This is a genomic window from Streptomyces sparsogenes subsp. cuspidosporus (assembly GCF_039532705.1).
Lineage (GTDB): Bacteria > Actinomycetota > Actinomycetes > Streptomycetales > Streptomycetaceae > Streptomyces > Streptomyces sparsogenes.
In genome coordinates this window covers 71,098-93,260 of the sequence record NZ_BAAASD010000001.1, presented here as the reverse complement: position 1 = coordinate 93,260, position 22,163 = coordinate 71,098, and the positions used below count along the sequence as shown (strand labels likewise).

At 72.3% G+C, this 22,163-nt stretch carries 21 protein-coding genes; 18 read left to right on the top strand and 3 right to left on the bottom strand.

Annotated features, from left to right (window positions below; translation table 11 throughout):
* Positions 1-39: 39 nt before the first annotated feature.
* Positions 40-966: a LysR substrate-binding domain-containing protein gene (locus tag ABFY07_RS00340; protein ID WP_346172451.1), complete on the top strand. Its 927-nt coding sequence runs from the start codon at positions 40-42 to the stop codon at positions 964-966.
* 48 nt (positions 967-1,014) lie between these two features.
* Here the strand turns inward: ABFY07_RS00340 and ABFY07_RS00335 are convergent, their stop codons facing one another.
* Positions 1,015-1,632: a TetR/AcrR family transcriptional regulator gene (locus ABFY07_RS00335; RefSeq protein WP_346172450.1), complete on the bottom strand. Its 618-nt coding sequence runs from the start codon at positions 1,630-1,632 to the stop codon at positions 1,015-1,017.
* 265 nt (positions 1,633-1,897) lie between these two features.
* On the opposite strand from ABFY07_RS00335, the gene ABFY07_RS00330 reads away from it, so the two are divergent.
* From ABFY07_RS00330 to ABFY07_RS00290, 9 genes are all read left to right on the top strand, one after another.
* A complete protein-coding gene (locus ABFY07_RS00330) occupies positions 1,898-3,370 on the top strand; it encodes an aldehyde dehydrogenase family protein (protein ID WP_346172449.1) in 1,473 nt (490 codons plus the stop codon).
* A gap of 70 nt (positions 3,371-3,440) precedes the next feature.
* Positions 3,441-4,808 carry an aminotransferase family protein gene (locus ABFY07_RS00325; RefSeq protein WP_346172448.1) on the top strand — a complete coding sequence of 456 codons (1,368 nt, stop codon included), beginning with the start codon at positions 3,441-3,443 and terminating at the stop codon, positions 4,806-4,808.
* 146 nt (positions 4,809-4,954) lie between these two features.
* Positions 4,955-6,460: an APC family permease gene (locus ABFY07_RS00320; protein WP_346172447.1), complete on the top strand. Its 1,506-nt coding sequence runs from the start codon at positions 4,955-4,957 to the stop codon at positions 6,458-6,460.
* A gap of 193 nt (positions 6,461-6,653) precedes the next feature.
* The gene (locus tag ABFY07_RS00315; RefSeq protein WP_346172446.1) at positions 6,654-7,409 is read left to right on the top strand and encodes a (5-formylfuran-3-yl)methyl phosphate synthase; all 756 of its coding nucleotides are present in this window, start codon (positions 6,654-6,656) and stop codon (positions 7,407-7,409) included.
* Positions 7,410-7,417: 8 nt separating this feature from the next.
* Entirely contained in the window at positions 7,418-8,821 is a 1,404-nt protein-coding gene (locus ABFY07_RS00310; RefSeq protein WP_346172445.1) for an aldehyde dehydrogenase family protein, read from the top strand.
* Positions 8,822-8,823: 2 nt separating this feature from the next.
* On the top strand, positions 8,824-9,936 hold the full coding sequence (locus ABFY07_RS00305) for an NAD(P)-dependent alcohol dehydrogenase (protein ID WP_346172842.1): 1,113 nt from the start codon (positions 8,824-8,826) through the stop codon (positions 9,934-9,936).
* A 125-nt stretch (positions 9,937-10,061) separates the two neighbouring features.
* Positions 10,062-10,967: a class I SAM-dependent methyltransferase gene (locus ABFY07_RS00300; RefSeq protein WP_346172444.1), complete on the top strand. Its 906-nt coding sequence runs from the start codon at positions 10,062-10,064 to the stop codon at positions 10,965-10,967.
* 94 nt (positions 10,968-11,061) lie between these two features.
* Positions 11,062-12,102, top strand: a complete 1,041-nt coding sequence (locus tag ABFY07_RS00295; protein ID WP_346172443.1) for a vWA domain-containing protein — start codon at positions 11,062-11,064, stop codon at positions 12,100-12,102.
* Positions 12,103-12,318: 216 nt separating this feature from the next.
* Positions 12,319-14,418, top strand: coding sequence for a HelD family protein (locus ABFY07_RS00290; RefSeq protein ID WP_346172442.1), 2,100 nt, complete (start codon positions 12,319-12,321; stop codon positions 14,416-14,418).
* A 25-nt stretch (positions 14,419-14,443) separates the two neighbouring features.
* On the opposite strand, the gene ABFY07_RS00285 is transcribed toward ABFY07_RS00290, so the two are convergent.
* Positions 14,444-15,394 carry an SDR family NAD(P)-dependent oxidoreductase gene (locus ABFY07_RS00285; protein ID WP_346172841.1) on the bottom strand — a complete coding sequence of 317 codons (951 nt, stop codon included), beginning with the start codon at positions 15,392-15,394 and terminating at the stop codon, positions 14,444-14,446.
* A gap of 60 nt (positions 15,395-15,454) precedes the next feature.
* Here ABFY07_RS00285 and ABFY07_RS00280 point away from each other — a divergent pair, with 60 nt between their 5' ends.
* Both ABFY07_RS00280 and ABFY07_RS00275 read left to right on the top strand, forming a co-directional pair.
* On the top strand, positions 15,455-15,868 hold the full coding sequence (locus ABFY07_RS00280) for a Rossmann-fold NAD(P)-binding domain-containing protein (protein ID WP_346172441.1): 414 nt from the start codon (positions 15,455-15,457) through the stop codon (positions 15,866-15,868).
* Positions 15,869-15,924: 56 nt separating this feature from the next.
* On the top strand, positions 15,925-16,515 hold the full coding sequence (locus ABFY07_RS00275; protein WP_346172440.1) for a hypothetical protein: 591 nt from the start codon (positions 15,925-15,927) through the stop codon (positions 16,513-16,515).
* 66 nt (positions 16,516-16,581) lie between these two features.
* Here ABFY07_RS00275 and ABFY07_RS00270 read toward each other — a convergent pair whose 3' ends face one another.
* Positions 16,582-16,947 (bottom strand): hypothetical protein, encoded by a 366-nt coding sequence (locus ABFY07_RS00270; protein ID WP_346172439.1) that lies wholly within the window; start codon positions 16,945-16,947, stop codon positions 16,582-16,584.
* Between the two features lie 508 nt (positions 16,948-17,455).
* On the opposite strand from ABFY07_RS00270, the gene ABFY07_RS00265 reads away from it, so the two are divergent.
* From ABFY07_RS00265 to ABFY07_RS00240, 6 genes are all read left to right on the top strand, one after another.
* Positions 17,456-18,019: a redoxin domain-containing protein gene (locus tag ABFY07_RS00265; protein WP_076971764.1), complete on the top strand. Its 564-nt coding sequence runs from the start codon at positions 17,456-17,458 to the stop codon at positions 18,017-18,019.
* 119 nt (positions 18,020-18,138) lie between these two features.
* Positions 18,139-18,342, top strand: coding sequence for a hypothetical protein (locus ABFY07_RS00260; RefSeq protein WP_076971765.1), 204 nt, complete (start codon positions 18,139-18,141; stop codon positions 18,340-18,342).
* Positions 18,343-18,477: 135 nt separating this feature from the next.
* Entirely contained in the window at positions 18,478-19,020 is a 543-nt protein-coding gene (locus tag ABFY07_RS00255; RefSeq protein WP_346172438.1) for a MauE/DoxX family redox-associated membrane protein, read from the top strand.
* Between the two features lie 28 nt (positions 19,021-19,048).
* Positions 19,049-19,621 carry a TlpA family protein disulfide reductase gene (locus ABFY07_RS00250; protein WP_346172437.1) on the top strand — a complete coding sequence of 191 codons (573 nt, stop codon included), beginning with the start codon at positions 19,049-19,051 and terminating at the stop codon, positions 19,619-19,621.
* The gene (locus tag ABFY07_RS00245; protein ID WP_346172436.1) at positions 19,618-21,606 is read left to right on the top strand and encodes an ABC transporter ATP-binding protein; all 1,989 of its coding nucleotides are present in this window, start codon (positions 19,618-19,620) and stop codon (positions 21,604-21,606) included. Before ABFY07_RS00250 ends, ABFY07_RS00245 begins: the two co-directional genes overlap by 4 nt.
* Complete coding sequence (locus ABFY07_RS00240) at positions 21,603-22,073, top strand: S26 family signal peptidase (RefSeq protein WP_346172435.1); 471 nt, start codon at positions 21,603-21,605, stop codon at positions 22,071-22,073. Before ABFY07_RS00245 ends, ABFY07_RS00240 begins: the two co-directional genes overlap by 4 nt.
* Positions 22,074-22,163: the final 90 nt, after the last annotated feature.

Sequence of the window (22,163 nt, the reverse complement as noted above, 5' to 3'; positions counted from 1 at the left end):
CTCGGAGCCCGCACGGATCATCAGGCACAAGGGCCACCTATGACATCGGCAGTGGGCTTCACCCTCGTTCAGCTCCGCTATTTCCTCGTCGCCGCCGAGCGCGGTTCGATGACGGAGGCGTCGGCGGAGCTGCGCATCGCGCAGTCCGCCGTGTCCGCGGCCATCTACAACCTGGAGCGGGACCTCCAGGTCCAGCTGTTCATCCGCCGGCGGGGGCGGGGGCTGACCCTCACCCCCGCCGGGGAGCGGCTCCGGCAGCAGGCGCGGGATCTGCTGGCCCGCGCCCGCGAGGTGGAACGGGAGGCCCGGGGAGACGGCGGGACCATCTCCGGGCCGGTGGCCGTCGGCTGCTTCGTGACTCTGGCCCCTTACTATCTGCCACCCCTGTTCAGCGAGTGCACCCGGCTCTATCCGGGCATAGAGATCGACGTCGTGGAGGCGGAGACGGACCAGCTCGTCCACTCCCTGACGACGGGACGCGTCGACTTCGCCCTCACCTACGGCCTCGGCCTCTCGGCCGAGGCCGACCTGCGCAGCGAGACCATCGCCCGCGCCCCGGCCTATGTCATCATCTCGGCCGACCACCCGCTGGCCGGTCAGGGCAGTGTCGAGCTGGCCGACCTGTCCGCGGAACCGCTCGTGCTGCTGGACCTCCCCCACAGCCGCGACTACTTCCGCTCGCTGGTGGCCGCCACCGGCACCGCGCCCGATGTCCGCTACCGCACGCAGAGCTACGAAGCCGTGCGTTCCCTGGTGGCCCGGGGGCTCGGCTACTCCGTGCTCAACCAGCGGCCGGCGACCAGCCAGACGTACGGCGGCGGCGAGGTCGCGGAACTCCAGCTCCGCGACGGCGGTCCCCCGCTGGAGGTGAAGCTCGTCTCTGTCGGGGGTATGACCCAGACCGCCCGCGCCCGAGCGGTGATGGACCTGCTGCGGGAGATCGCCGCCCGGTCCGCCGGGGTCTGAGCCGGCCGCCGCCCACCCGGCGGGGGCCCGACGGGTTGCCGTCGGGCTTTACAGGTCCGGGCAGCCCGTCACGGCCCGCGCGTGGGCCAGAATCAGCTCGCGGGCCCGGTCGGGGCGCAGGGCCGCGTTGTGGCTGACGATGTGCAGGCCGTAGCCGTCCTCCAGGGCCACAAGACCGTGCGCCAGGTCGTGCGCGGGCGCTGCGAGGGAGAACTCCCCGGTCGCCGCGCCGACCTCCAGGGCGGTCGTGTAGAGCGCGACCTCCCGGGCGAAGAGGGAGGTCATCAGCTCGGCGTGGCCCGGGCTGCGGCCGGCGCGCCGGTGCAGTTCGTACAGCAGCCCGTGGACCGGATCGTCCGTCATGCTCGGCAGCCCGCTGTGCAGCAGGGCCCTCAGCCGTGCCGCGGGGTGTTCGGCGGGGGCCTCGTCGTAGGCCCGCTGCCGAGAGGCCAGGTAGCTCTCGACCGCGCCCCGGTGCACCTCCAGGACGAGGTCGTCGAGCTCGGGGTAGTAGTACAGGACCGAGCCCTGGGAGACGCCCGCCGCGTCCGCGATGTCCTTGATGCGCAGGCCCTCCAGCCCCCGCTCCGCGATGGCCCGTCCCGCGGCGGAGACGAGGGCCTGTCTGCGTGCCGTCTGGTTGCGTGGTCTGCCCGCTTTCCCCATGGTGGTCAATTCTCTGCTGCCGGGGTCAGTTGTGGCAAGAAGTTCCCGGCAGAAGCATTGACGTCGGGTTCACCTATTGTTTGAATCTCGACTCAAAGAAATCGGCGCGGGCACTCGCTGCCGAGCGCCGGCGCCCCTGTCGCGCCGCCGTTTCCGGGTGGCGCCCCCGAGACGGCCCAGGCCACACCCGATCCGAACGGGCACCGGTTCGCCGACGTCCCACGACGCGATCCCGACGTCCCACGACGCATTCGAAGGCCACAGCATGCAGACGTACGCCCACTGGCGGCAGCGCGCCGCCGACCTCACGCCCCGCACGCGTCTCTTCATCGACGGAGCGTGGACCGACCCCGCCGACGACCAGTGGTTCCCCACCGTGAACCCCGCCACCGGCAGGACCACCGCCCACGTGGCGGCCGGCTCGGCCGCCGATGTCCATCGGGCCGTGGCCGCGGCCCGCGCCTCCTTCGAGGACGGGCGCTGGTCGCGCACCGCACCCGCGGAGCGCAAGCGGGTCCTGCTCGCCCTGGCCCGGCTGATCGAGGAGAACGGCGAGGAACTCGCCCTGTGCGACACCCTCGACATGGGCAAGCCCATCGCGGAGTCGCACGGCACCGATGTGCCCGGCGCGGCGGGCGTGTTCGCCTGGTACGCCGAGGCCGTCGACAAGCTCTACGACGAGGTGGCCCCGGCCCCGCCCGGCCATCTCGCCCTGGTGCGCCGCGCCCCGCTGGGCGTCGTGGGCGCGGTGGTGCCCTGGAACTTCCCCCTGGACATCGCGAGCTGGAAGCTGGCGCCCGCCCTGGCCGCGGGCAACAGCGTCGTGCTGAAGCCCGCCGAGCAGTCCCCGTCGTCGGCGCTGCTGCTGGCCGAGCTCGCGGCGGAGGCCGGCCTGCCGGACGGGGTGCTCAACGTCGTCCCCGGCCCGGGGGAGACGACCGGGCGGGCCCTCGGCCTCCACCCGGACGTGGACACCCTGGTGTTCACCGGGTCCACCGCCGTGGCGCGGCGGTTCCTCGCCTACGCGGCCGAGTCGAACATGAAGCAGGTGTGGCCCGAGGCCGGTGGCAAGAGCCCCAACGTGGTGTTCGCCGACGCCGACCTGGAGGCCGCCGCCGAACGCGCCGCCTGGGGCTTCGTCTACAACGCCGGGCAGGTGTGCTCCGCCAACACCCGTCTGCTGGTCGAGGCGACCGTCGCGGAGGAGTTCACGGCCAGGGTCGCCGAGCACGCCCGCGCCTGGCTGCCGGGCGACCCGCTCGACCCCGCGACCCGTCTGGGACCGCTCGTCGACGAGGCCCAGGTGGCACGCGTCCTGGACGCCCTGCGGTCATCGGACGGCACGCTCGTGTGCGGCGGCACGCGCCCCGACCGCGACGGCGCCTACCTCGACCCCACCGTCGTCACCGGTCTCGGGCCCGACGCCCCGCTCGTCCGGGAGGAGCTGTTCGGCCCCGTCCTGACGGTGCTGCCCTTCCACGACGAGGCCGAGGCCGTCCGCCTCGCCAACGACTCCGCCTACGGACTGGCCGCGTCGGTGTGGACCCGGGACCTCGGCCGGGCCCACCGCGTCGCCGACGCCCTGCGGGCGGGCACCGTGTCCGTCAACACGGTCGACGCGCTGAGCCCGTACACGCCCTTCGGCGGCTTCAAGCAGTCCGGTCACGGCCGCGACCTCTCCCTGCACTCCTTCGACAAGTACACCGGCCTGAAGACGACCTGGATCGCCCACGGCTGACCGCGCCGGCGCGACCGGACCTTCCGCCCACGCCACGCACCACCGGTATCACACAAAGGACGCCACCCTCATGACCCTCGACATCGCAGACCTCGCCCAGCTGGACCGGGCGCACATCATCCACCCCTATCTGCCGGGCAGCGCCACCGAGCGCGTCGTCATGATCTCCGGCTCCGGCTGCCGCCTCACCGACTCCCAGGGCCGCGGCTACCTCGACGCCACCGGCGGCCTCTGGCTCGCCCAGGTCGGCCACGGCCGCACGGAACTGGCCGACGTCGCCCACGCGCAGATGGCGAAGCTGGAGTACTTCACCAGCTTCTGGGAGTTCTCCAACGAGCGCGCCATCGAACTCGCCACGCGCCTCGCCTCCCTCGCCCCCGCCCCGCTGAGCCACGTCTACTTCACCTCGGGCGGCTCCGAGGGCAACGAGGCGGCCATCAAAATGGCCCGCTACTACCACCACCGGCGCGGTGAGAGCAGCCGGACCTGGATCCTGGCGCGCAGCAAGGCCTACCACGGCATCGGCTACGGCGGCGGCTCGGCCACCGGCTTCCCCCTCTACCACGAGGGCTTCGCCCCGATGATGCCCCACGTCTCCCACCTCACTCCCCCGTGGCCGTACCGCACCGAGCTCTACGGCGACCAGCCGCTGAGCCCCGAGCAGGTCACCGACTTCCTCATCCGGGAGCTGGAGGAGCGCATCGCGGAGATAGGTCCCGGGAACATCGCCGCCATGATCGGCGAGCCCATCATGGGCGTCGGCGGCATGCTCGTCCCGCCGGCCGACTACTGGCCCCGGGTGCGTGAGGTCCTCGACCGGCACGGCATCCTGCTGATCTTCGACGAGGTCGTCACCGCGTACGGCCGCGTCGGCGAGTGGTTCGCCGCCCAGTACTTCGGCGTCACCCCGGACATCATCGTCACCGCCAAGGGCATCACCTCCGGCTACGTACCGCTCGGCGCCCTCCTGGTGGGCGACCACGTCGCCGAGGTGCTGCTGCGCGACCACGGCTTCCCCATGGGCTACACCTACAACGGCCACCCCGTCGCCACCGCGGTGGCCACCGCCAACCTGGACCTCATCGAGCGGGAGGGCCTCCTCGCCCGCGCGACCGGCCTGGGCGCCTTCCTCCACGCCGAGCTGGAGGCCCAGCTCGGCGAGTTGCCCGTCGTCGGCGAGATCCGCTCGGTCGGCATGATGCTCGCCGTCGAACTGGTGCGGGACCGCGCCACCCGCGCGCCCCTGCCCCTGCACCCCGAGCGGATGCCCCATGACGTCATCCGCCGCGAGACCGGCGTCATCGTACGGGACTCCGCGCACAGCCTGGTGCTGTCGCCGCCGCTGATCATGACCGAGGCGGAGGCCAGGGAAGTGGCCAGCGCGCTGCGCGGCGTCCTGGAACGCACCGAACCCACCGGTGAGATCCGCGCCGCCTGACGCCTTCCCGGGAGGCCCGGTCCATGACCGGGCCCCCTCGCCGAGCACCATCCGACACGGACCCCATACCGTGGCAGCGCGACCCACGCGCCCCCTCGCAGTCTCTCCGTTCCGCTCCAAGGAGCTGCTCCCCCAAGGAACCGCCCGTGTCCTCCAACCTCTCCACGACCGAACCACGCGCCTCCCGGCCCGCGGCCGGCGCCCTGCAACGCAGCCTGAAGCGCTTCGACATCACGGCCATGGCCATCGCCGCGGTGATCTCCTTCGACACCGTCGGGCAGATCGCCACCGGCGGTGGTGAGGCCGCCACCTGGACCGCGGTCATCGCCATCTTCTTCCTCATCCCCTACGCCCTGCTGTTCGCCGAGACCGGCGCCGCGTTCCCCCAGGAAGGCGGCCCCTACGTGTGGGTCAGGCTCGCCCTCGGCCGTCCCGCGGCCGCCCTCACGACCCTCATGTACTGGGTCACCAACCCCATCTGGCTGGGCGGCTCCCTGGTCTTCCTCGCCGCGGAGACCTGGGACGGCTTCGTCTTCCACCTCGGTTCGGGCACGGTCGCCGACTACACCTTCAAGCTGCTGTTCGTCTGGGTCGCCATTCTGACGGCCGTCGTCTCCCTGCGCCGCGGCAAGTGGATCACCACCGCGGGCGCGGCGATGAAGGTCCTGGCCCTCACGGTGTTCACCCTCACCGCCGTGTTCTACGGGGTGCGGCACGGCTTCCACGGTCTGGCCGACACCGGCTTCACCCCGACGACCGCCGGCTTCCTCGCCCTCGTGCCGATCCTGCTGTTCGCCTATGTCGGCTTCGAGGCACCCAACGCCGCCGGTGAGGAGATGCACGACCCGCAGCGCGACGTGCCCGCCGCGCTCGGACGCTCCGCGGCCGTCGCGGCCTGCTGCTATCTGCTGCCGGTCCTCGCCCTCCTCGCCGTCGTACCCGCCCACCGGGTCACCGGCATCGGCGGCTTCATGGACGGCGCCCGCCTGGTCTTCAGCGTCTACGGCGACGCGGCCGGACCCCTGCTGAAGACCACCGCCGTCATGTTCGTCCTCGCCCTGCTCACCCAGGGCAGCGCCTGGATGATCGTCAGCGACCGCATGCAGGCCATGGCCGCCGCCGACGGGGGCTTCTTCACCCGCGCCCTCGGCACCTTCCACCCGCGGCTCGGCACCCCGGTGCGCACCAACCTCCTCTCCGGGGCCGTGGCCACGGTGTTCATGCTCGCCGCCATGCGGCTGGCCAACGGCGACGCGGCCGACGTGTTCGGCGTGGTGCTCACCGTCGCGGTCACCACCCTGCTGCTGTCCTACCTGGTCATCATCCCCGCGCTGGTACTGCTACGGATCCGCCGGCCGGACGTCCCGCGGCCGTATCGCGTCCCCTTCGGCACCCGCGGCTTCCTGCTCTGCGCGGGGCTCGTCTACGCCTGGATCCTGATCGGGTCCTGGTCGGCGCTCTTCCCCGGTGTCCTGGAGCGGCTCTTCGGCATCGACTACGTCTTCCACGACGTGTGGGGCGTCTCCCGGGCCTCGTTCGAGGCCTTCACCCTCGGCACCGTCGCCGCCCTGCTGATCGTCGGCGTCATCGGCCTGGTGGTGGCCCGCCGCAAGGACGCGCTACCGGGCTCCGCGGGCGAGGGCGGTTCTTAGGCGTACGGCTGATTCGAACCGGTGCGGGCGGCGTACTGAGGGGGCGCGGAGAGTCACGGCAATGACCCGTTCGGACTCCGCACGCCCTGTCGAGGGCCACGGGCCGCGGCAATGATGAGCGGATCGTCACGTGGTCCGGACGACTCCGCGCACCTGCCGTCGGCAGGCGGACACACGGTGGAAGGAATCCACGTTGTTGCTTCTCATCTCTCCGGAGAGCGTCGAGGAGGCCCTCGACTGCGTAAAGGCGGCGGAGCACCTCGACATCGTCGATGTCAAGAAACCCGACGAGGGCTCGCTCGGCGCGAACTTCCCGTGGGTCATCAGGGAGATCCGCGACGCGGTCCCGGCGGAGAAGCCGGTGTCCGCCACCGTGGGAGACGTGCCGTACAAGCCCGGCACGGTGGCCCAGGCGGCGCTCGGCGCGGCTGTCTCCGGAGCCACCTACATCAAGGTGGGCCTCTACGGATGCACGACGCCCGAGCAGGCCGTCGACGTCATGCGCGGGGTCGTCCGGGCGGTGAAGGACTACCGGCCGGACGCGTTGGTCGTCGCCTCCGGCTACGCCGACGCCCACCGGATCGGGTGCGTCAGCCCGCTCGCGCTGCCGGACATCGCCCATCGCTCCGGCTCCGACGCGGCCATGCTCGACACCGCGATCAAGGACGGGTCGCGGCTGTTCGACCACGTCCCGCCCGATGTCTGCGCGGAGTTCGTCCGGCTGGCCCATGAGGCAGGTCTGCTCGCCGCCCTGGCGGGCAGCGTCAAGGCGGCCGACCTCGCCGCGCTGACCCACATCGGCACGGACATCGTGGGGGTGCGCGGGGCGGTCTGCGAGGGGGGCGACCGCAACGCCGGAAGGATCCAGCCGCAACTGGTGGCCGCCTTCCGGGCGGAGATGGACCGGCACGCCCGGGAACACGCGGCTGCCGTCGCCGCCGCGAGCTGACCGCCGGCATGCCGTTACGTCAGACCCGTCGCACACCCGCGACCCGCGGCGAGCGCTTCGCCGTCCTCGACCCGGCGACGGGCGAGGCGTTCGACGAGGCTCCCGACCAGCGGCCGGACGAGTTGGACGCCGTCGTCGACCAGGCCCACGCGGCCTGGCGGAGCTGGCGAGCCGACCCCGCCGCCCGTGCCACCGCGCTGCTCGCGGCGGCCGACGCCGTGGAGGCGGCCGGTGCCGACCTCGCTCCGCTGCTCACCCGGGAACAGGGCAAGCCCCTGGCCGAGTCGTACGCGGAGATCGCCCGCACGGCGGCCCGGCTGCGCTACTTCGCCGAGCCGGCCCCCGGGCCGCGGCCGATCACCGACGGCCGGCCGGTGCGCAGCGAGATCCGCTGGCGGCCGCTCGGGCCCGTGGCCGCGATCGTCCCCTGGAACTTCCCCCTCCAGCTCGCGTCGGCGAAGTTCGCGCCCGCGCTCGCCGCGGGCAACACGGTGGTGCTCAAGCCGTCCCCGTGCACGCCCCTCGCCACCCGGCTGCTGGCGTCCGTCGTCTCCACCGCGCTCCCCCAGGACGTCCTGACGGTCGTCACCGGTCGCGAACCCCTCGGCGCCCGGCTCGCGTCCCACCCGGGGATCCGCCATGTGACCTTCACCGGTTCCATCCCCACCGGACGGGCCGTCGCCCGGGGCGCGGCGGCCTCGCTCGCCCGGGTCACCCTGGAGCTGGGCGGTAACGACGCCGCCATCCTGCTGGAGGACGTGGAGGTGGAGCGGATCGCGGACCGGCTGTTCTGGGCGGCGTTCCGCAACTGCGGGCAGGTCTGCATGGCGGTCAAGCGCGTCTACGCCCCGGCCCGGCTCTACTCCCAGGTGGTCGAGGCCCTCGCGCAGCGCGCGAAGACCGTCGCCGTGGGACCCGGCCTCGACCCGGACTCGCGGCTGGGGCCGGTCAACAACGCCCCTCAGCTGGCCAGGGTCGAGCGCTGCACGGCCGGGGCCCTGGCGGACGGCGCCAGAGCCGCGGCCGGCGGCCACCGGCTGGACCGGCCGGGCTACTTCTTCGCCCCGACGATCCTGGCCGACGTCCCGCCCGACAGCCCGGTGGTGACGGAGGAACAGTTCGGCCCGGTCCTGCCGGTGCTGCCGTACCGCAGCCTCGACGAAGCAGTCGAAAGGGCCAACGACACCGGCTTCGGGCTGGGCGGCTCGGTATGGGGGACCGACCTCGACCGGGCCGAGGCGGTGGCCGACCGGCTGGAGTGCGGGACGGCGTGGATCAACCACCACGCCGAACTGTCCCTCGCCCAGCCCTTCGCGGGCATCAAGGAGAGCGGTGTCGGCGTCGCGGGCGGGCCGTGGGGGCTCTACGGGAACCTCAGGCCGTTCGTCGTGCACCGCCCGGACGAGGCCTGATGGTGAGGTTCGGCGCGGCGGTGCTGCGCTCGTACGAGAGCCCCTTCACCGTCGAGGAGGTGATCCTGAGCGCGGGGCCGGCCGACGGCGAGATCCTGGTCCGGATCGCGGGCTGCGGGATGTGCCGGACCGATCTCACGGTCCGGCGTTCGGCGGGCCGCTCACCGCTGCCGGCGGTGCTCGGCCACGAGGGGGCCGGGGTCGTGGTGGAGACGGGCGGCCCGGACACCGGCCTGAGCGTCGGGGACCATGTGGTGCTGAGCTTCGATTCCTGCGGACACTGCCGGAACTGCAGGGGCGCGGCCCCCGCCTACTGCGACTCCTTCGCCTCGCTCAACCTCTTCGGAGGCCGCGGGGAACACGCGGCGCGGTTCACCGACGCGGCCGGGGGCGCGTTGGCCCCCCGGTGGTTCGGCCAGTCCTCGTTCGCCGAGTACGCGATGGTCCCGGCCCGCAACGCCGTCCGGGTCGATCCCTCGCTGCCCGTCGAACTCCTCGGACCGCTCGGCTGCGGATTCCTCACCGGCGCCGGAGCGGTCTTCAACTCCTTCGGGGTCCGCCCCGGCGACAGCATCGCGGTCTTCGGCGCGGGAGCGGTGGGCCTGGCCGCGGTGATGGCGGCCACCGCCGCCGGAGCGGTGGCCGTGGCCGTCGACCGGCACCCCGGACGGCTGGCCCTCGCCGAGCGGCTCGGCGCGATCCCGCTGCACGCCGCCGCGGCCGACCCGCCCGACCTGACCGGCCGCGTTCAGCGACTGACCGACGGCGGCGCCCAGTACGCGCTGGACACCACCGGCTCCGCCCATCTGATCAATACCGCGCTCCGGGCGCTGCGTCCGACCGGCCACCTCGGCCTGGTGGCGCGGCTCCACGCCGCGCTGCCACTCGAACCGGGGTCGCTGGACCGGGGCCGGAGGATCTCCCACATCTGCGAGGGAGACGCCGTGCCGGGACTGCTGATTCCGCGGCTGATCGGGCTGTGGCAGGCCGGGCGGTTTCCGTTCGACCAGCTCATCCGCACGTACCCGCTCGCCGCCATCAACGAGGCCGAGCGCGACTGCGACGCGGGCCGCGTGGTCAAACCCGTCCTGCTGCCGGACGGCAGGGGCCGATGAGCGAGGTGTTCGCCACCGCTGCCTCTCCGTTCGACCGCCCTGTGGCGGGCGGCCACGGACACCGCGTTCGCATTCCTTGCAGTTCGTCGTAGTTCGTCGTCTCCGCTCGCGCCAAGGGAGGACACATGGCCGGCACAACGCATCGGAACACCGGGGTGGAAGGCGTGGAAGGGGGTGTCGGCCGGACCGCTCTCCTCGTCGCCGCGGCACGGGCGATCGAGACCCACCGCCATGACAGCCTGGCCCAGGACATCTACGCGGAACACTTCGTGCTCGCCGCGCCGGCCTCCGCGGGCTGGCCGGTCCGCATCCAACAGGTCGCGGACGGAGACGCCAACCCGCTGTGGGGGCGATTCGCGCGCTACTTCGGTCTGCGGACGAGGGTTCTCGACGACTTTCTGCTCCGGTCGGTGCGCGCGGGGGGCGCCCGCCAGGTGGTCCTGCTCGGGGCGGGGCTGGATACGCGGGCGTTCCGCCTCGACTGGCCTTCCGGCTGCGTGATCTTCGAGATCGACAGGGAAGGCGTGCTGGCGTTCAAGCACAAGGTGCTCGGCGGACTGTCGGCCGCCCCGAAGGCGGCGCGCGTGCCGATCCCGAGGGATCTGCGCGCCGACTGGGCCGGAGCGCTGACCGACTCCGGCTTCGACCCGGCCGCGCCGAGCGTCTGGCTGGCCGAGGGGCTGCTGTTCTACCTGCCCAGCGCCGCCGAGACATGCCTCATCGACACGATCGACCGGTTGAGCACGGCGAGAAGCGCCCTGGCGTACGAGGTCAAGCTGGAGAAGGACCTGCGCGCATACCGCGACAGCCCGCTCTACACCTCGACGAAACACCAGATCGGCATCGACCTGCTCGACCTCTTCGTCGGCGAGCCACGCCCCGACTCCGCGGCTGATCTGGCGGACAAGGGCTGGTCCACGTCGGTCCACACCCCCTTCGACTTCACCCGCCGCCTCGGACGCGGCCCGCTGCCCGAGGACAACGACGCGCTGGCGGGCAACCGGTGGGTGTTCGCGAACAAACCTCGGTAGACCCCGTCCGCTCTGCATCCGGCCGGCAACCCAAGACCGATTGTCAGTGGTGGGTGAGAAGCTCGGAGCATCGAGTGGGAAGAGGGAGGGCGTCATGTCCGGAAGCCAGAACTACATCAATCACGTTGCTCTCGTACTGGATGCCAGTTCGTCCATGTCGCACCTGAGCCGTAAGGTCGTGGAAGTCGCCGACCAGCAGATTGCATATCTGGCTCGCCGATCGAAGGAACTGGACCAGGAAACCCGCGTCACGGTGTACGTCTTCGCGGACACGGTGGAGTGCGTCATCTACGACAAGGACGTGCTGCGGATGCCGTCCCTGAAGCAGTTGTACCGGGTCGGTGGAATGACGGCTCTGCTGGCGGCCACACTGAAGTCGCAGAAGGAGCTGGCACAGACGGCCCAGTTGTACGGCGACCACAGCTTCCTGACCTTCGTACTGACCGACGGCCAGGAGAACGCGAGCCATCGCTGCCCGGACGCCCCCGCCAGTAATCAGCGCGAACTCGTGCGAGCCGTGGCGGAGTTGATGGTGACTCAGGAGGACAACTGGACGCTGGCCGTGCTCGTGCCGGACCAGATGGGCAAGCGCGAGGCCATGCAGTGCGGTTTCCCGAAGGACAACATCGCCATCTGGGACGCCACGAGCACGCAGGGTCTGGAGGAGGCCGGGCAGGTCATCCAGCAGGCCACCGAGAATTTCATGGTGGGCCGCGCCCGGGGCATCCGGGGATCGCGGGCGGTGTTCTCCACGGGTGCGGAGGCGGTCAACAAGGACACCATCAAGGCCGCCGGTCTCGCCCCGGTGGAGCCGTCGAAGTACCAGCTGATTCCGGTGGCTCGCGAGGCGGCGATCCGGGACTGGGTCATCGAATGCGGGCACACTTTCCGCACCGGTTGTGCGTTCTACCAGCTGAGCAAGTCGGAGAAGATCCAGGCGCGGAAGCAGATAGCGGTGCTGGAGAAGAAGACGGACCGGGTGTACACGGGGCCGGAGGCCCGGGCCCTGCTCGGTCTGCCGGACGCGGAAGTCCGCGTCAAGCCGGATCACAACGACGACTTCACGATCTTTGTGCAGAGCACCAGTGTGAACCGGAAGCTGGTGCCGCACACGCGGCTGCTGCTGATGCTCTGAATCAGCGTCAAACGTCACCGGCAGCACAGTTCGACTGACCAGTCGGGCCATTCGGCGAGTCGTCCCTTGCGGGGCGCTCGCCGATCGCACCGCACTCGGGCGCGGCGCCGAGCCAGAGGACACATTCCACCTGGTCCGGTCAATATTTACTTTTCCGGAATCGATCTGCATAGTGGCGCCTCGACATATTGGCGGGTGAGCCGAGAGGGCCTTTCCTTGTCTCAGATCAACGATGTCGCCGCGCGCGAGGTGGAGCTTGAGCGAGTTCAGGTTTCCGTCATAGGCGAGCTGTTCGACGAGCGGCTGGCCGGGGCGCGGGAGCAGTTGGCGGGCGTGCTCGCGTCGCCGCCCGACGGGGCGGGCGAGGCGTACGAGAGAGAGGTGGCGGCCGGGCGGCTGGCGAGGGAGGTCCGTCGGCTGGAGGGGGCCGAGGACGGGTTGGTCTTCGGCCGGATCGATCTGGCGGACGGTACCGTCCTGCGGATCGGGCGGTTGGGGCTGCACAGGGATTCGGACGAGCTGCCGGTGTTGGTGGACTGGCGGGCCGAGGCCGCGCGGCCCTTCTATGAGGCGACGCCGGTTCATCCCATGAGGCTGCGGCGGCGCCGCCATCTGCGGCTGGCGGGCCGCACGGTGGTGGGGGTGAGCGATGAGCTGCTCGACGGCTCCGCGCCCACCGGACAGGACGTCCTCGGCGACGGCCCGTTGACGGCGGCGCTCCAGGAGAGGCGCACGGGGCGGATGGGCGCGGCGGTCGCCACGCTTCAGGCCGAGCAGGACGCGATCGTCCGGTCGCCGCACCGGGGGGTGACGGTGGTGCAGGGCGGCCCGGGCACCGGAAAGACGGTGGTGGCGCTGCACCGCGCCGCGTATGTGCTGTACGCGTTCCCCAAGGCAGCCGAGCGCGGCGTGCTCGTCCTGGGGCCGAACGCGCGGTTCCTCGACTACATCTCTCAGGTCCTGCCCTCGCTCGGCGAGAACGACGTCGTCCTGGCGACGTGCGAGGAACTGGCCGATGTCGCACCGGGCGCCTCGGACCCCGTCGAGGTGGCGCGTCTGAAGGGGAGTGCCGCACTGGCCGACGCCCTGGCCGCCGTGGTCCGCTCACGGCAGGCCCCGGCGGGCGACTTCGAGGTCCGGGTCGGGCAGGAGTGGATCCGTCTGCCGGACAGCGATGTCGCACAGGCGCGGGAGTCGGCTCGGACCAGTGGCCTCGCGCACAACCGGGCGCGTCGGCTGTTCAAGGAACTGCTGGTCGACGCCCTCGTCCGTGAGCTTGCCCGCAGTGGCGCCGAGACGCTTGAACGCATCGACGCTCAGGTCGCGCAACTGACCGGCCTCGACCTCGACCGGGTCGCGGCGGCGGACCTGCGCCGCCTCGGTGTTGACGAGGCCCCCGCCACAGGTGCCGACGTATTCGACGCCGACGCCGTGCGTGCCGAACTCCTGGACGATGCCTCGCTCGATCAGGCCGTCGAGGACCTGTGGCCGCGGCTCACCCCCGGCGACGTGGTCCAGGCCCTGCTGACGGACGGCGACGCGCCGGCGGCGTACCTGCGGCAGTTCACCGACGACCAGCGGGCCCTGCTGTGGCGAGCGCCCGGCGCGCCCTGGACGGACGCCGATGTGCCGCTTCTCGACGAGGCGGCGAGCCTGGTCGACGGCCCGCCTGAGCACGCCTTCGGACACGTCGTCGTCGACGAGGCCCAAGAGCTCACCGGCATGCAGTGGCGGATGATCGTGCGCCGTTGCCCGGGCAGGTCGATGACACTGGTCGGAGACTTCGCCCAGGCGGGCCCGGCGACGGTGGCCCAGGACTGGACGGAGGCACTCGGCCCGCACCTCGGACGACGCTTCGACCTGCGCACCCTGACCGTCAGCTACCGGACCACGCAGGAGATCCTGGCCGCCACCGAGGACTTGCTCGCCCGGATCGCCCCGGGGCGGCCGCCGATCCGTTCGATCCGGCGCGGCGAGGTGCCCCGAACCCTCGCCGCGGCCCCTGAACCGCTCGTCACCACCCTCGTACGGGAGCTGCGAGCGCAGGCCGCCGCGTACCCCGGCGAGTTGATCGGGGTGATCTGCGCCGACGGCAGGACGGAGCAGCTCGCGGCTGCGGGGATCGAGCGGCATGCCCGGCTGGTGCCGGCCTCCCAGGCGCGCGGCCTGGAGTTCGACGCCGCCGTCGTGGTCGACCCGGCCGGGATCACCGCCGCCCGCCCCGGGGGCGAGCGCGACCTGTACGTCGCCCTCACCCGGGCCACCAAGCGACTGTGCACCGTCACCGTGCCGCCTGCGGTGAAGATCGCGAGATGAGCACGATCCGGGCTTGTTCGCCGGCCTACCCCCGCAGGTCGCCGGGGTCGACTCCGGTCAGGTCGCGGCTGGCGTCCCACAGGCGCGCCGCTGCCGCGGTGTCGGTGAGGTGGCTCCATACCGCTTCGCGTCGAGGGGTGCCGCGCAGGCCGAAGAGGCGCGGTCCCCACAGCTGGCCTCCGCGCACGGCCGGGTCGAGCACCGCCCGGACCGCGGGCCACGCGCCGGCGTGCTTGCCCTGGACGAGGAGGGCGGCGGGTGCGGCGCGCAGCCGCGCGGTGGTGGTGCGCACGTGGACCGGTGGGCGTGACGGGGTGAGGGAGTCCAGTGCGCCGCCGGGGTGGACCACCACGCTTGCCGTCGCACTGCCGAGGGCACGCAGGCGGCGGTCGAGTTCCAGCCCGAAGTACATCTGGGCGAGCTTGGACCGTCCGTAGGTGCGCTTGGCACGGTAGTCCCGGCGGGACTGGAGGTCGTCGAGGTCCAGGCGTTCGGATTTCGCCGCGAAGCTGCCCACGGTCACGATGCGGGCCGCGGGTGCGGCCGACAGCAGCGGCATCAGCCGGGCGGTCAGCGCGAAGTGGCCGAGGTGGTTGGTGCCGAACATCAGCTCATGGCCGTCCGGGGTCTCGCGCCGTGGCGGGTCGTCGAGCGCCACGCCGGCGTTGTGGACCACGGCGTCGAGCCGTTCCACCGCCAGCGATTCCGCCGCTGTGCCGAGCGACCGCAGGTCGGCGAGGTCCAGTCGTACGGCACGTACGTGGGCGTCCGGGACTCGCGAGCGGATCGAGGCCAGGGCGGCTTCGGCCTTCGCCGGGTCGCGGCTGCCCAGCACCACGGTGGCTCCGGTCGTGGAAAGCTGCTCCGCGACGAAGTACCCGATGCCCGCGTTGCCGCCGGTGATCAGGAAGACGCTGCCTTCGGCCCGCGGCAGTCGGTGGACATCCCAGGGCGGGGTGGAGGACGCGGACGACATGGGGGTGGGCTCCTGGTGTCTGAGGGACGAGTCGGTCACGGACGCTCCCGGGAGAGCGGCTTGTGTCCCCCACCGTTCCAGCGGCCACCGACAACTCCCCGACGGATCATCGACAGCCGCCTCGCAGGACCCACAACCCGCCGACACGCAGGGCTGACCCGTCACAGCGGCCGGGTCTACGACCTGACCTGCCCACGGGCGATCGGCTTCGGTGAAGCGGCCGGCCTGATCGCCGAGGCCACCGGCCGTACGGTCCGTCATGTCGACGTCGACCCGCAGGTCTTCGTCGAGCGCCAGGTCGCCGCCGGGGGCGCGCCCGACGTCGCCAGACTCCTCACCGGACTCCTGGTGGCCATCGGCGACGGCTCCGGGGGCGCGCGCTCTCCGACGGCGTGGAACGGGGCCCTCGGCCGGGCACCCAGGACGTTCGAGACCTTCGTCGCGGAGGCCGCCGCCGCGGGCCACTGGGACTGAGGTTCCCGCCGGCACCGAGCAGGACGGCGCAGGAGGCCGTGGTCCAGAATCGGGGCATGGACGTTCCCAAGCTGCTGGAAGCCGCTTCCCTGGTGGTTCCTGAGGAGATCGCCACCGAGAACGACATCACGGTGAACGATGTCTGGGAGTACCTCGTCCGGGACGAGTGGGAAGTGGCTCTGGGGCTGCTGGAAGAGCTCGGTGACGTCCGACCGCTTCCGCTCGTCTTCTGGGAAACCCTGGCCACCGCGGCCGAACAGATGCGGATGGAGAAGAGCGCGGCCTGGTGTTATTGGCGATGCCACGAGACTCGCAACGGCGTCATCCGGGCCGATCTCACCCTCCGCCCGGTCAACGAGACGCGGCGGCGGACACCCATCTCCGCCGTCGGCGTCCTGCGACCGATGTGGAACATCGGAAACCGAACCCCGACCGGCGGACCGGCCCTCAACATCGCCCAGCTCTGGGTGGAGTGCGCGCCCTTTCTGGAGCCCGGTGGGCGGGCCTCGGTACGGCTTGCGCCTCTTGATCCCTCGCAGTGGCAGCGCCTTCAGCCCGGCCAAGTGATCACCATGCACGAGGACCGCTCCGTGGCAGGCACGGCGGTCGTCCTGGAGGTTCAGCGGCCTACGACCACCACGTCCTAGCGGGCCGGGCACCGCAACGCCGTGCGGTGCCCGGGCCGGCGTGGTGGCGCGGGTGGTTCGGTCGCGTCAGAAGCGGGGCTCTCGGCGGAACCACTGGCCGGACTGCCGCTGCGACAGCAGCACCACGATGGCGATACCCATCGCGAACTCGAACAGGCCGGCCGGTTGCCGCTGACCCAGCGCACCGAGTCCCGCGGCGATCATCAGGGAGGCGAAGACGATCGCGGTGACCTTCGCGCCGTTTCCGCTCTTGCCGAAGCAGAAAGCGCATATGACGCCACCGATCACGGGGAAATTCACCCCGAGCAGCCCACCGGCCAGTTCGGGATCGCCGGCGAGAGCCGCGACCATGACGCCGAGAGCGACGAGCCCTGTCATCACGAAGAACAACACCTGCGCCGCCCGGACGGTCCCCGGCATGGTGGTCGGCATGGCGGCCGGCTCGGGAAAATATCCTGGGCCGGGGCCGTATGAGGGATACGGCTGGTAGGCGGTGGGCGGCTGGGGTGCATGGCTCGCGGGAGGACCGTATCCGGCAGGTGGCACCTGACCAGGGCCCTGCCCCGTGTTCCAACCTGGGTTCTGTGGGGTGGACATGACGACGAACCCTATCAGTGACACAGTGCGACGATCACGTCGCACTGAGGTCACGCGATTCCGGCGCCCGGGGATCGCCGGCACACCGTCGGCGCCGCCGACTGCCGCTCCTCCGAACGTCGTCCGCCACCTGGAGGACGGTCACCGTTGCGTCTTCCACGAGATCTACGACAACGGCCCGGGCGACGGTGCCGGCGGGTGTTGGCAGGTGCCGGCGGGCGATGGCGGGTGTTGGCGGGCTGTTAGAGACCTGTTAGGGGCCGGTTAGCGCCCTTCGCCAAGGTCATCGGCGAGCGGCCGCGGCGCGCTGGTGACCGCAGGTTCCAGGGAGAGGACGCATGTCGTGATTTTCGCTGTGGTGGGGCTGGTCCTGGTCGGCGTCGTCAGCGCGCTGAACCTGGTGATCCTCCTGGTGGTGCTCCGCCGGTGGCGGGAGCTCGAGACGGTGGGCGCCGGCGGGCACAGCCATGGCTTCCCCACGACCGGAGCCATCTCCAGTATCCGGCCGGGCGACCGCCTCCCGCGTTTCTCCGCCCGTGCGCTCGACGGCACCGCGGTGACCGAGCGCACCCTGCTCGGCAAGGAGACCCTGGTCGGCTTCTTCTCGCTCACCTGCAAGGCCTGCGTCGAGGCGGTGCCCCTGTTCGCCGGGCACGCCGAGCGGCTGCGGGCCGACGGAGGGACCTCCTTGGCGATCGTCCATGGAGACGACTCCGCCGGCAGCGAGCTGGCCGCGATGCTCGGCGATGTGATGGACATCGTGATCGCCGAGGACTCCGAGGCCGAGCTGTCGGAGCGGTACGGGGCGCGGCAGTACCCGAGCTACGCCTGGTACGGGCCCGACGGCGCGGTGACCACGGCGGGCACGGGCGTCGCCGCCCTGCGGGCCGTGCCGGTCGCCTCCTAGCGCCCCCAGGGCCCACCCCCACAAGCCCCGCGCCGGCGCGGCCGCCGTGTTCGACACCCTTTTGTGGCGGCGGCCCGCCCGTGCGCGGAAACCGATCACACCAACCCCAAGGAGAAGCCATGTTCAAAAGCGTGACCGAGCGTGTCACCCGCGCCGTCGAGGTGCTGCTTCCCAAGGCCACCGCCGACGCCGGCTGCCCGCCGGACCCGTACACCGAGTGCAAGTACATCAACGGGGTCTGCTTCTGCCGCAACTGTTCGACCACCGGCGCCTGCAAGGTGGTCTGCGGCACCTGGTACAGCATGAGCAACAACTACTGCTGATGCGCTGATGTGCTCCGAGCACTGACCGCGCCACGTAACACCGGTTGATCCGCCGCGTGGCCGTCCCGTCGGGGCGGCCACGTCGGCACGCCGAAGCCGCTCGTCGTCTTCGCGCAACCCCTCCCAGGAGCCCCCGTGTTGTACGTATCGCTTGCCTGCCGCCTCACCCTGGTGGCGGTGATGGCCCTGGCGGCGGTGTCCAAGCTGCGCTCCCCAGGCGTCTTCGCCGCCTCCCTCGAAGGTTTCGACTTCATCCCCGCCCGGCTGAGGTCCCCCCTCGCCGTGCTGGTGCCGGCCGCGGAACTGCTGATCGCGCTGGTGCTGGCCGTGCCGGCCACCGTCACCGCCGGATTCGCCATCGCCACGCTGTTCTGCTGCGGCCTGACGGCCGTCCCGGTCCTCGTGCTGGCCCGGGGGAAGAAGGTGACCTGTGCCTGCTTCGGCGCCAGTGAGACGCCCATGGGCGGCTGGCACATCGCCCGCAACTCGGTGCTGCTGGCAACGGCCGGCCTGGGCACCCTGGTGGCGCTGCGCCTCGGCGACGGCGTGCCCGCCCACGCGCCGGGAATCGCGCTGGCCGTGGTCGCGGCCGGGGTGCTCACCACTCTGATCGTCTTCGTCGATGACATCGCAGCGCTCTTCCAGTCCCCGGTTCCGGCCGGGGACCTCGGCCGGTGAGACGGCGCCGCGGCAGGAAAGGACACCCGTGGAATACCTCGTCGCAGGACTCGTTCTGGTCGCGGCTCTCACCGCGGTCAACCTCGCGCTGACCGTGGCCGTGACCCGTCGCTGGCGTGCGCGCGTGAGCGCTCCGCCGGCCGCGCACCACGGCCCCGCCGCCGTCGACGGGGAGCTGGACCTGGGCATCGCGCCCGGAGACCGGATGCCCGCCTTCACGGCGGTCACCGCCGACGGCGTGCCGGTCACCCGCGACGATCTGGCCGGCCGGCCCGCGCTGATCGCCTTCCTGTCGCTGGAGTGTTCGAGCTGCGACGACAGCGTCCCCGAGCTCGGCGAGCGCGCCCGCCGGGTACGCGACGCGGGCGGCAAGGTGCTGGCCACGGTGGTCGGCATCGACGCGGCCGACAGCGAACTGGCCGCCCGCCTCGTGGGCGTCGCGGACTACGTGGTGCCGGAGTTTCTCGACGCGCCCGTGAGCGCCGTCTTCGGGGCCCGCTTCTATCCGGGATTCGCCCACTACGGCCCCGACGGGGTCGCCACCGCCACCAGCATCGGCCTGGAGGGGCTGGGCGAGCCCGCCCAGCCGTCGGTGCCGTGAGCGCCGACCCGCGCCGTACGGAGCCCGACACGGAGCCCGGCAGGGAGCCCGGCAGGGAAGACCTGGCGGACGACGTGTCCGTCGTCCGTGGGATGAAGGCGGCCTACGCGCTGGCCTGGCGGGCCTGCCCCGGCATGCTGCTCCTCCAGGCCGCGATGGCGGTGATCGGCGGCACGGCGCCGGTGGCCATCGCCTGGCTGACCAAGGTCGCGCTCGACGAGCTCGCCGCCCCCGACCCCCGCCCCGGGTCGCTGGTGTGGATGGCGGCGGGCATCGGCGCCCTGGGCATCGCGATGGCCGCCACCTCGGCCGTCACCGCCTACGCGCAGGGACGCGCCCGGCGCGCCATCGGCCTGCACGCCCAGGACCGGCTGTTCGCCGCGGTCAACCGGCTGAGCGGGCTGGCGCGCCTGGAGGAGCCGCGCTTCCACGACCGGTTGCGGCTGGCGCAGCAGTCCGCCGAGCACGCCCCGGACCAGCTGGTCCAGATGGGCCTGTCCACGCTGCAGGGGACCCTGGGCATCGCCGGGTTCCTGGGCACCCTGCTGGCGATCAGCCCGGTGATGGCGGGCGCGGCGCTGGTGGCCGCCGTGCCCGCGATGGTGGCCCATCTGGCGCTGAGCCGGCGGCGCGCCGGGCTGGTGTGGCGGACCAGCCCCGGCATGCGGCGCAAGCTCTTCTACCAGATGCTGCTGACGGACCTCCAGGCCGCCAAGGAGGTCCGGCTGTTCGGGCTCGGGGACTTCCTGCACGGCCGGATGCTCACCGAACTGCGCGCGTCCAACACCGCCGAGGACCGGCTGGAGCGCGGCGTGGTGCGGGTCCAGGTCTCGCTGGCCGCCCTCGGGGCGCTGCTGTCGGCCGGGGGGCTGCTGTGGGCCGTGCGCGCGGCCGCCGCGGGGACGATCAGCATCGGCGATGTGTCGGTCTTCATCGCCTCCCTGGCCGGGCTCCAGTCCGGGCTCGGCGTCCTGGTGCAGGGCATCGCCCTGGGACATCAGTCCGCGCTGGTCTTCCACCACTATCTGACGGTGGCCGGGGTCCGGGACGACCTGGTCGGGCCCTCGCCGGACCGGGAGCTCGCCCCGCTGGCCCATGCCATCGAGCTGCGCGACGTGTGGTTCCGCTACGACGAGAACTCCCCGTGGATCCTGCGCGGTCTGAACCTGACCATTCCGCACGGCAGCAGCGTGGCCGTGGTGGGGCTCAACGGCGCCGGCAAGAGCACGCTGGTCAAGCTGCTCTGCCGGTTCTACGACCCGCAGCGCGGCTCGGTGCTGTGGGACGGCGTGGACATCCGCGACGTACCCGTGGCGGAGCTGCGGCGGCGCATCGGGGCGGTGTTCCAGGACTACATGGACTACGACCTCACCGCCGCCGAGAACATCGGGCTGGGTGACCTCGAGGCGATCGACGACATGGACCGGGTCCGGGCCGCCGCGGAGAGCGCGGGGGTCCACGAGACCGTCGAGCGGCTGCCGGCCGGCTACCGGACCATGCTGAGCAGGCTGTTCCACGCGGGGGACGAGGAGGAGGACGAGGAGGAGGACGGGGAGGAGGCGGCGCGCACCAGTGGTGTCCACCTCTCCGGCGGGCAGTGGCAGCGCCTGGCGCTGGCCCGCGGGCTGATGCGTCAGGGCCGCGATCTGATGATCCTGGACGAGCCCAGCTCCGGACTGGACGCGGTCGCCGAGCGGGCGGTCCACGACCGGCTGCGGGAGCTGCGGGCGGGCTCCACCAGCGTCCTGGTCTCCCACCGGCTCAGCGCCGTCCGCCGGGCCGACCGGATCGTCGTCGTGCAGGACGGCCGGATCCTGGAGAGCGGCGACCACGCCTCCCTCACCGCCTCCCCCGACGGCGTCTACGCCCGGCTCTTCCACACCCAGGCGGAGGGCTACCGCGAGGACCCGGACCCGTCGGCGGGTGCCACCGGGCCGGGGCCGGGAGGGACCGGCCCGGTGCCGACCGCGGTGGGCGCCGGGTGAGCCCGGCCCTGGGCTGGGCCGCGGCCGCGGCGCTGGTCGTCGGCTCCGCGGCGGCGGCCCGGCTGCTGCTGTCCACCGTCACCGTGCGGGGCGGCAGCATGACCCCGGCGCTGCTGCCCGGCGATGTGCTGCTGGTGCTGCGCCACCGCCGCCGGGCCCGGCCCGGACGGATCGTGGTCGTGCAGCGGCCCGACCGCGCCACCGGGTGGCGCGGGCCCGCGGATCTCTCCGGAGCCGCCGGGTGGTACGTCAAGCGCGTGGTCGCGGCGGCCGGGGATCCGGTGCCGGCCTGGGTGGCGGGGGCCGCACCCGACCGGTCCGGGCGGGTGCCGCCCGGCATGCTGGTGCTGCGCGGCGACCATCCCCGCTCGGAGGACTCCAAGCAGTGGGGCCTGTGCCCGGCGGACCGGATGTACGGAGTGGTGCTGCTGCGGCTGCGCACCGGGGGCGAGCGTGCCGCCGCCTGACCCGCCGCGCCGGGTGCGGGCCGGCGCGTCCGGGTCGGGGCCCCGGGCCCAGGCCGGCGCGTGCGGGTCAGGGCCCGGGTCCTGACCCGG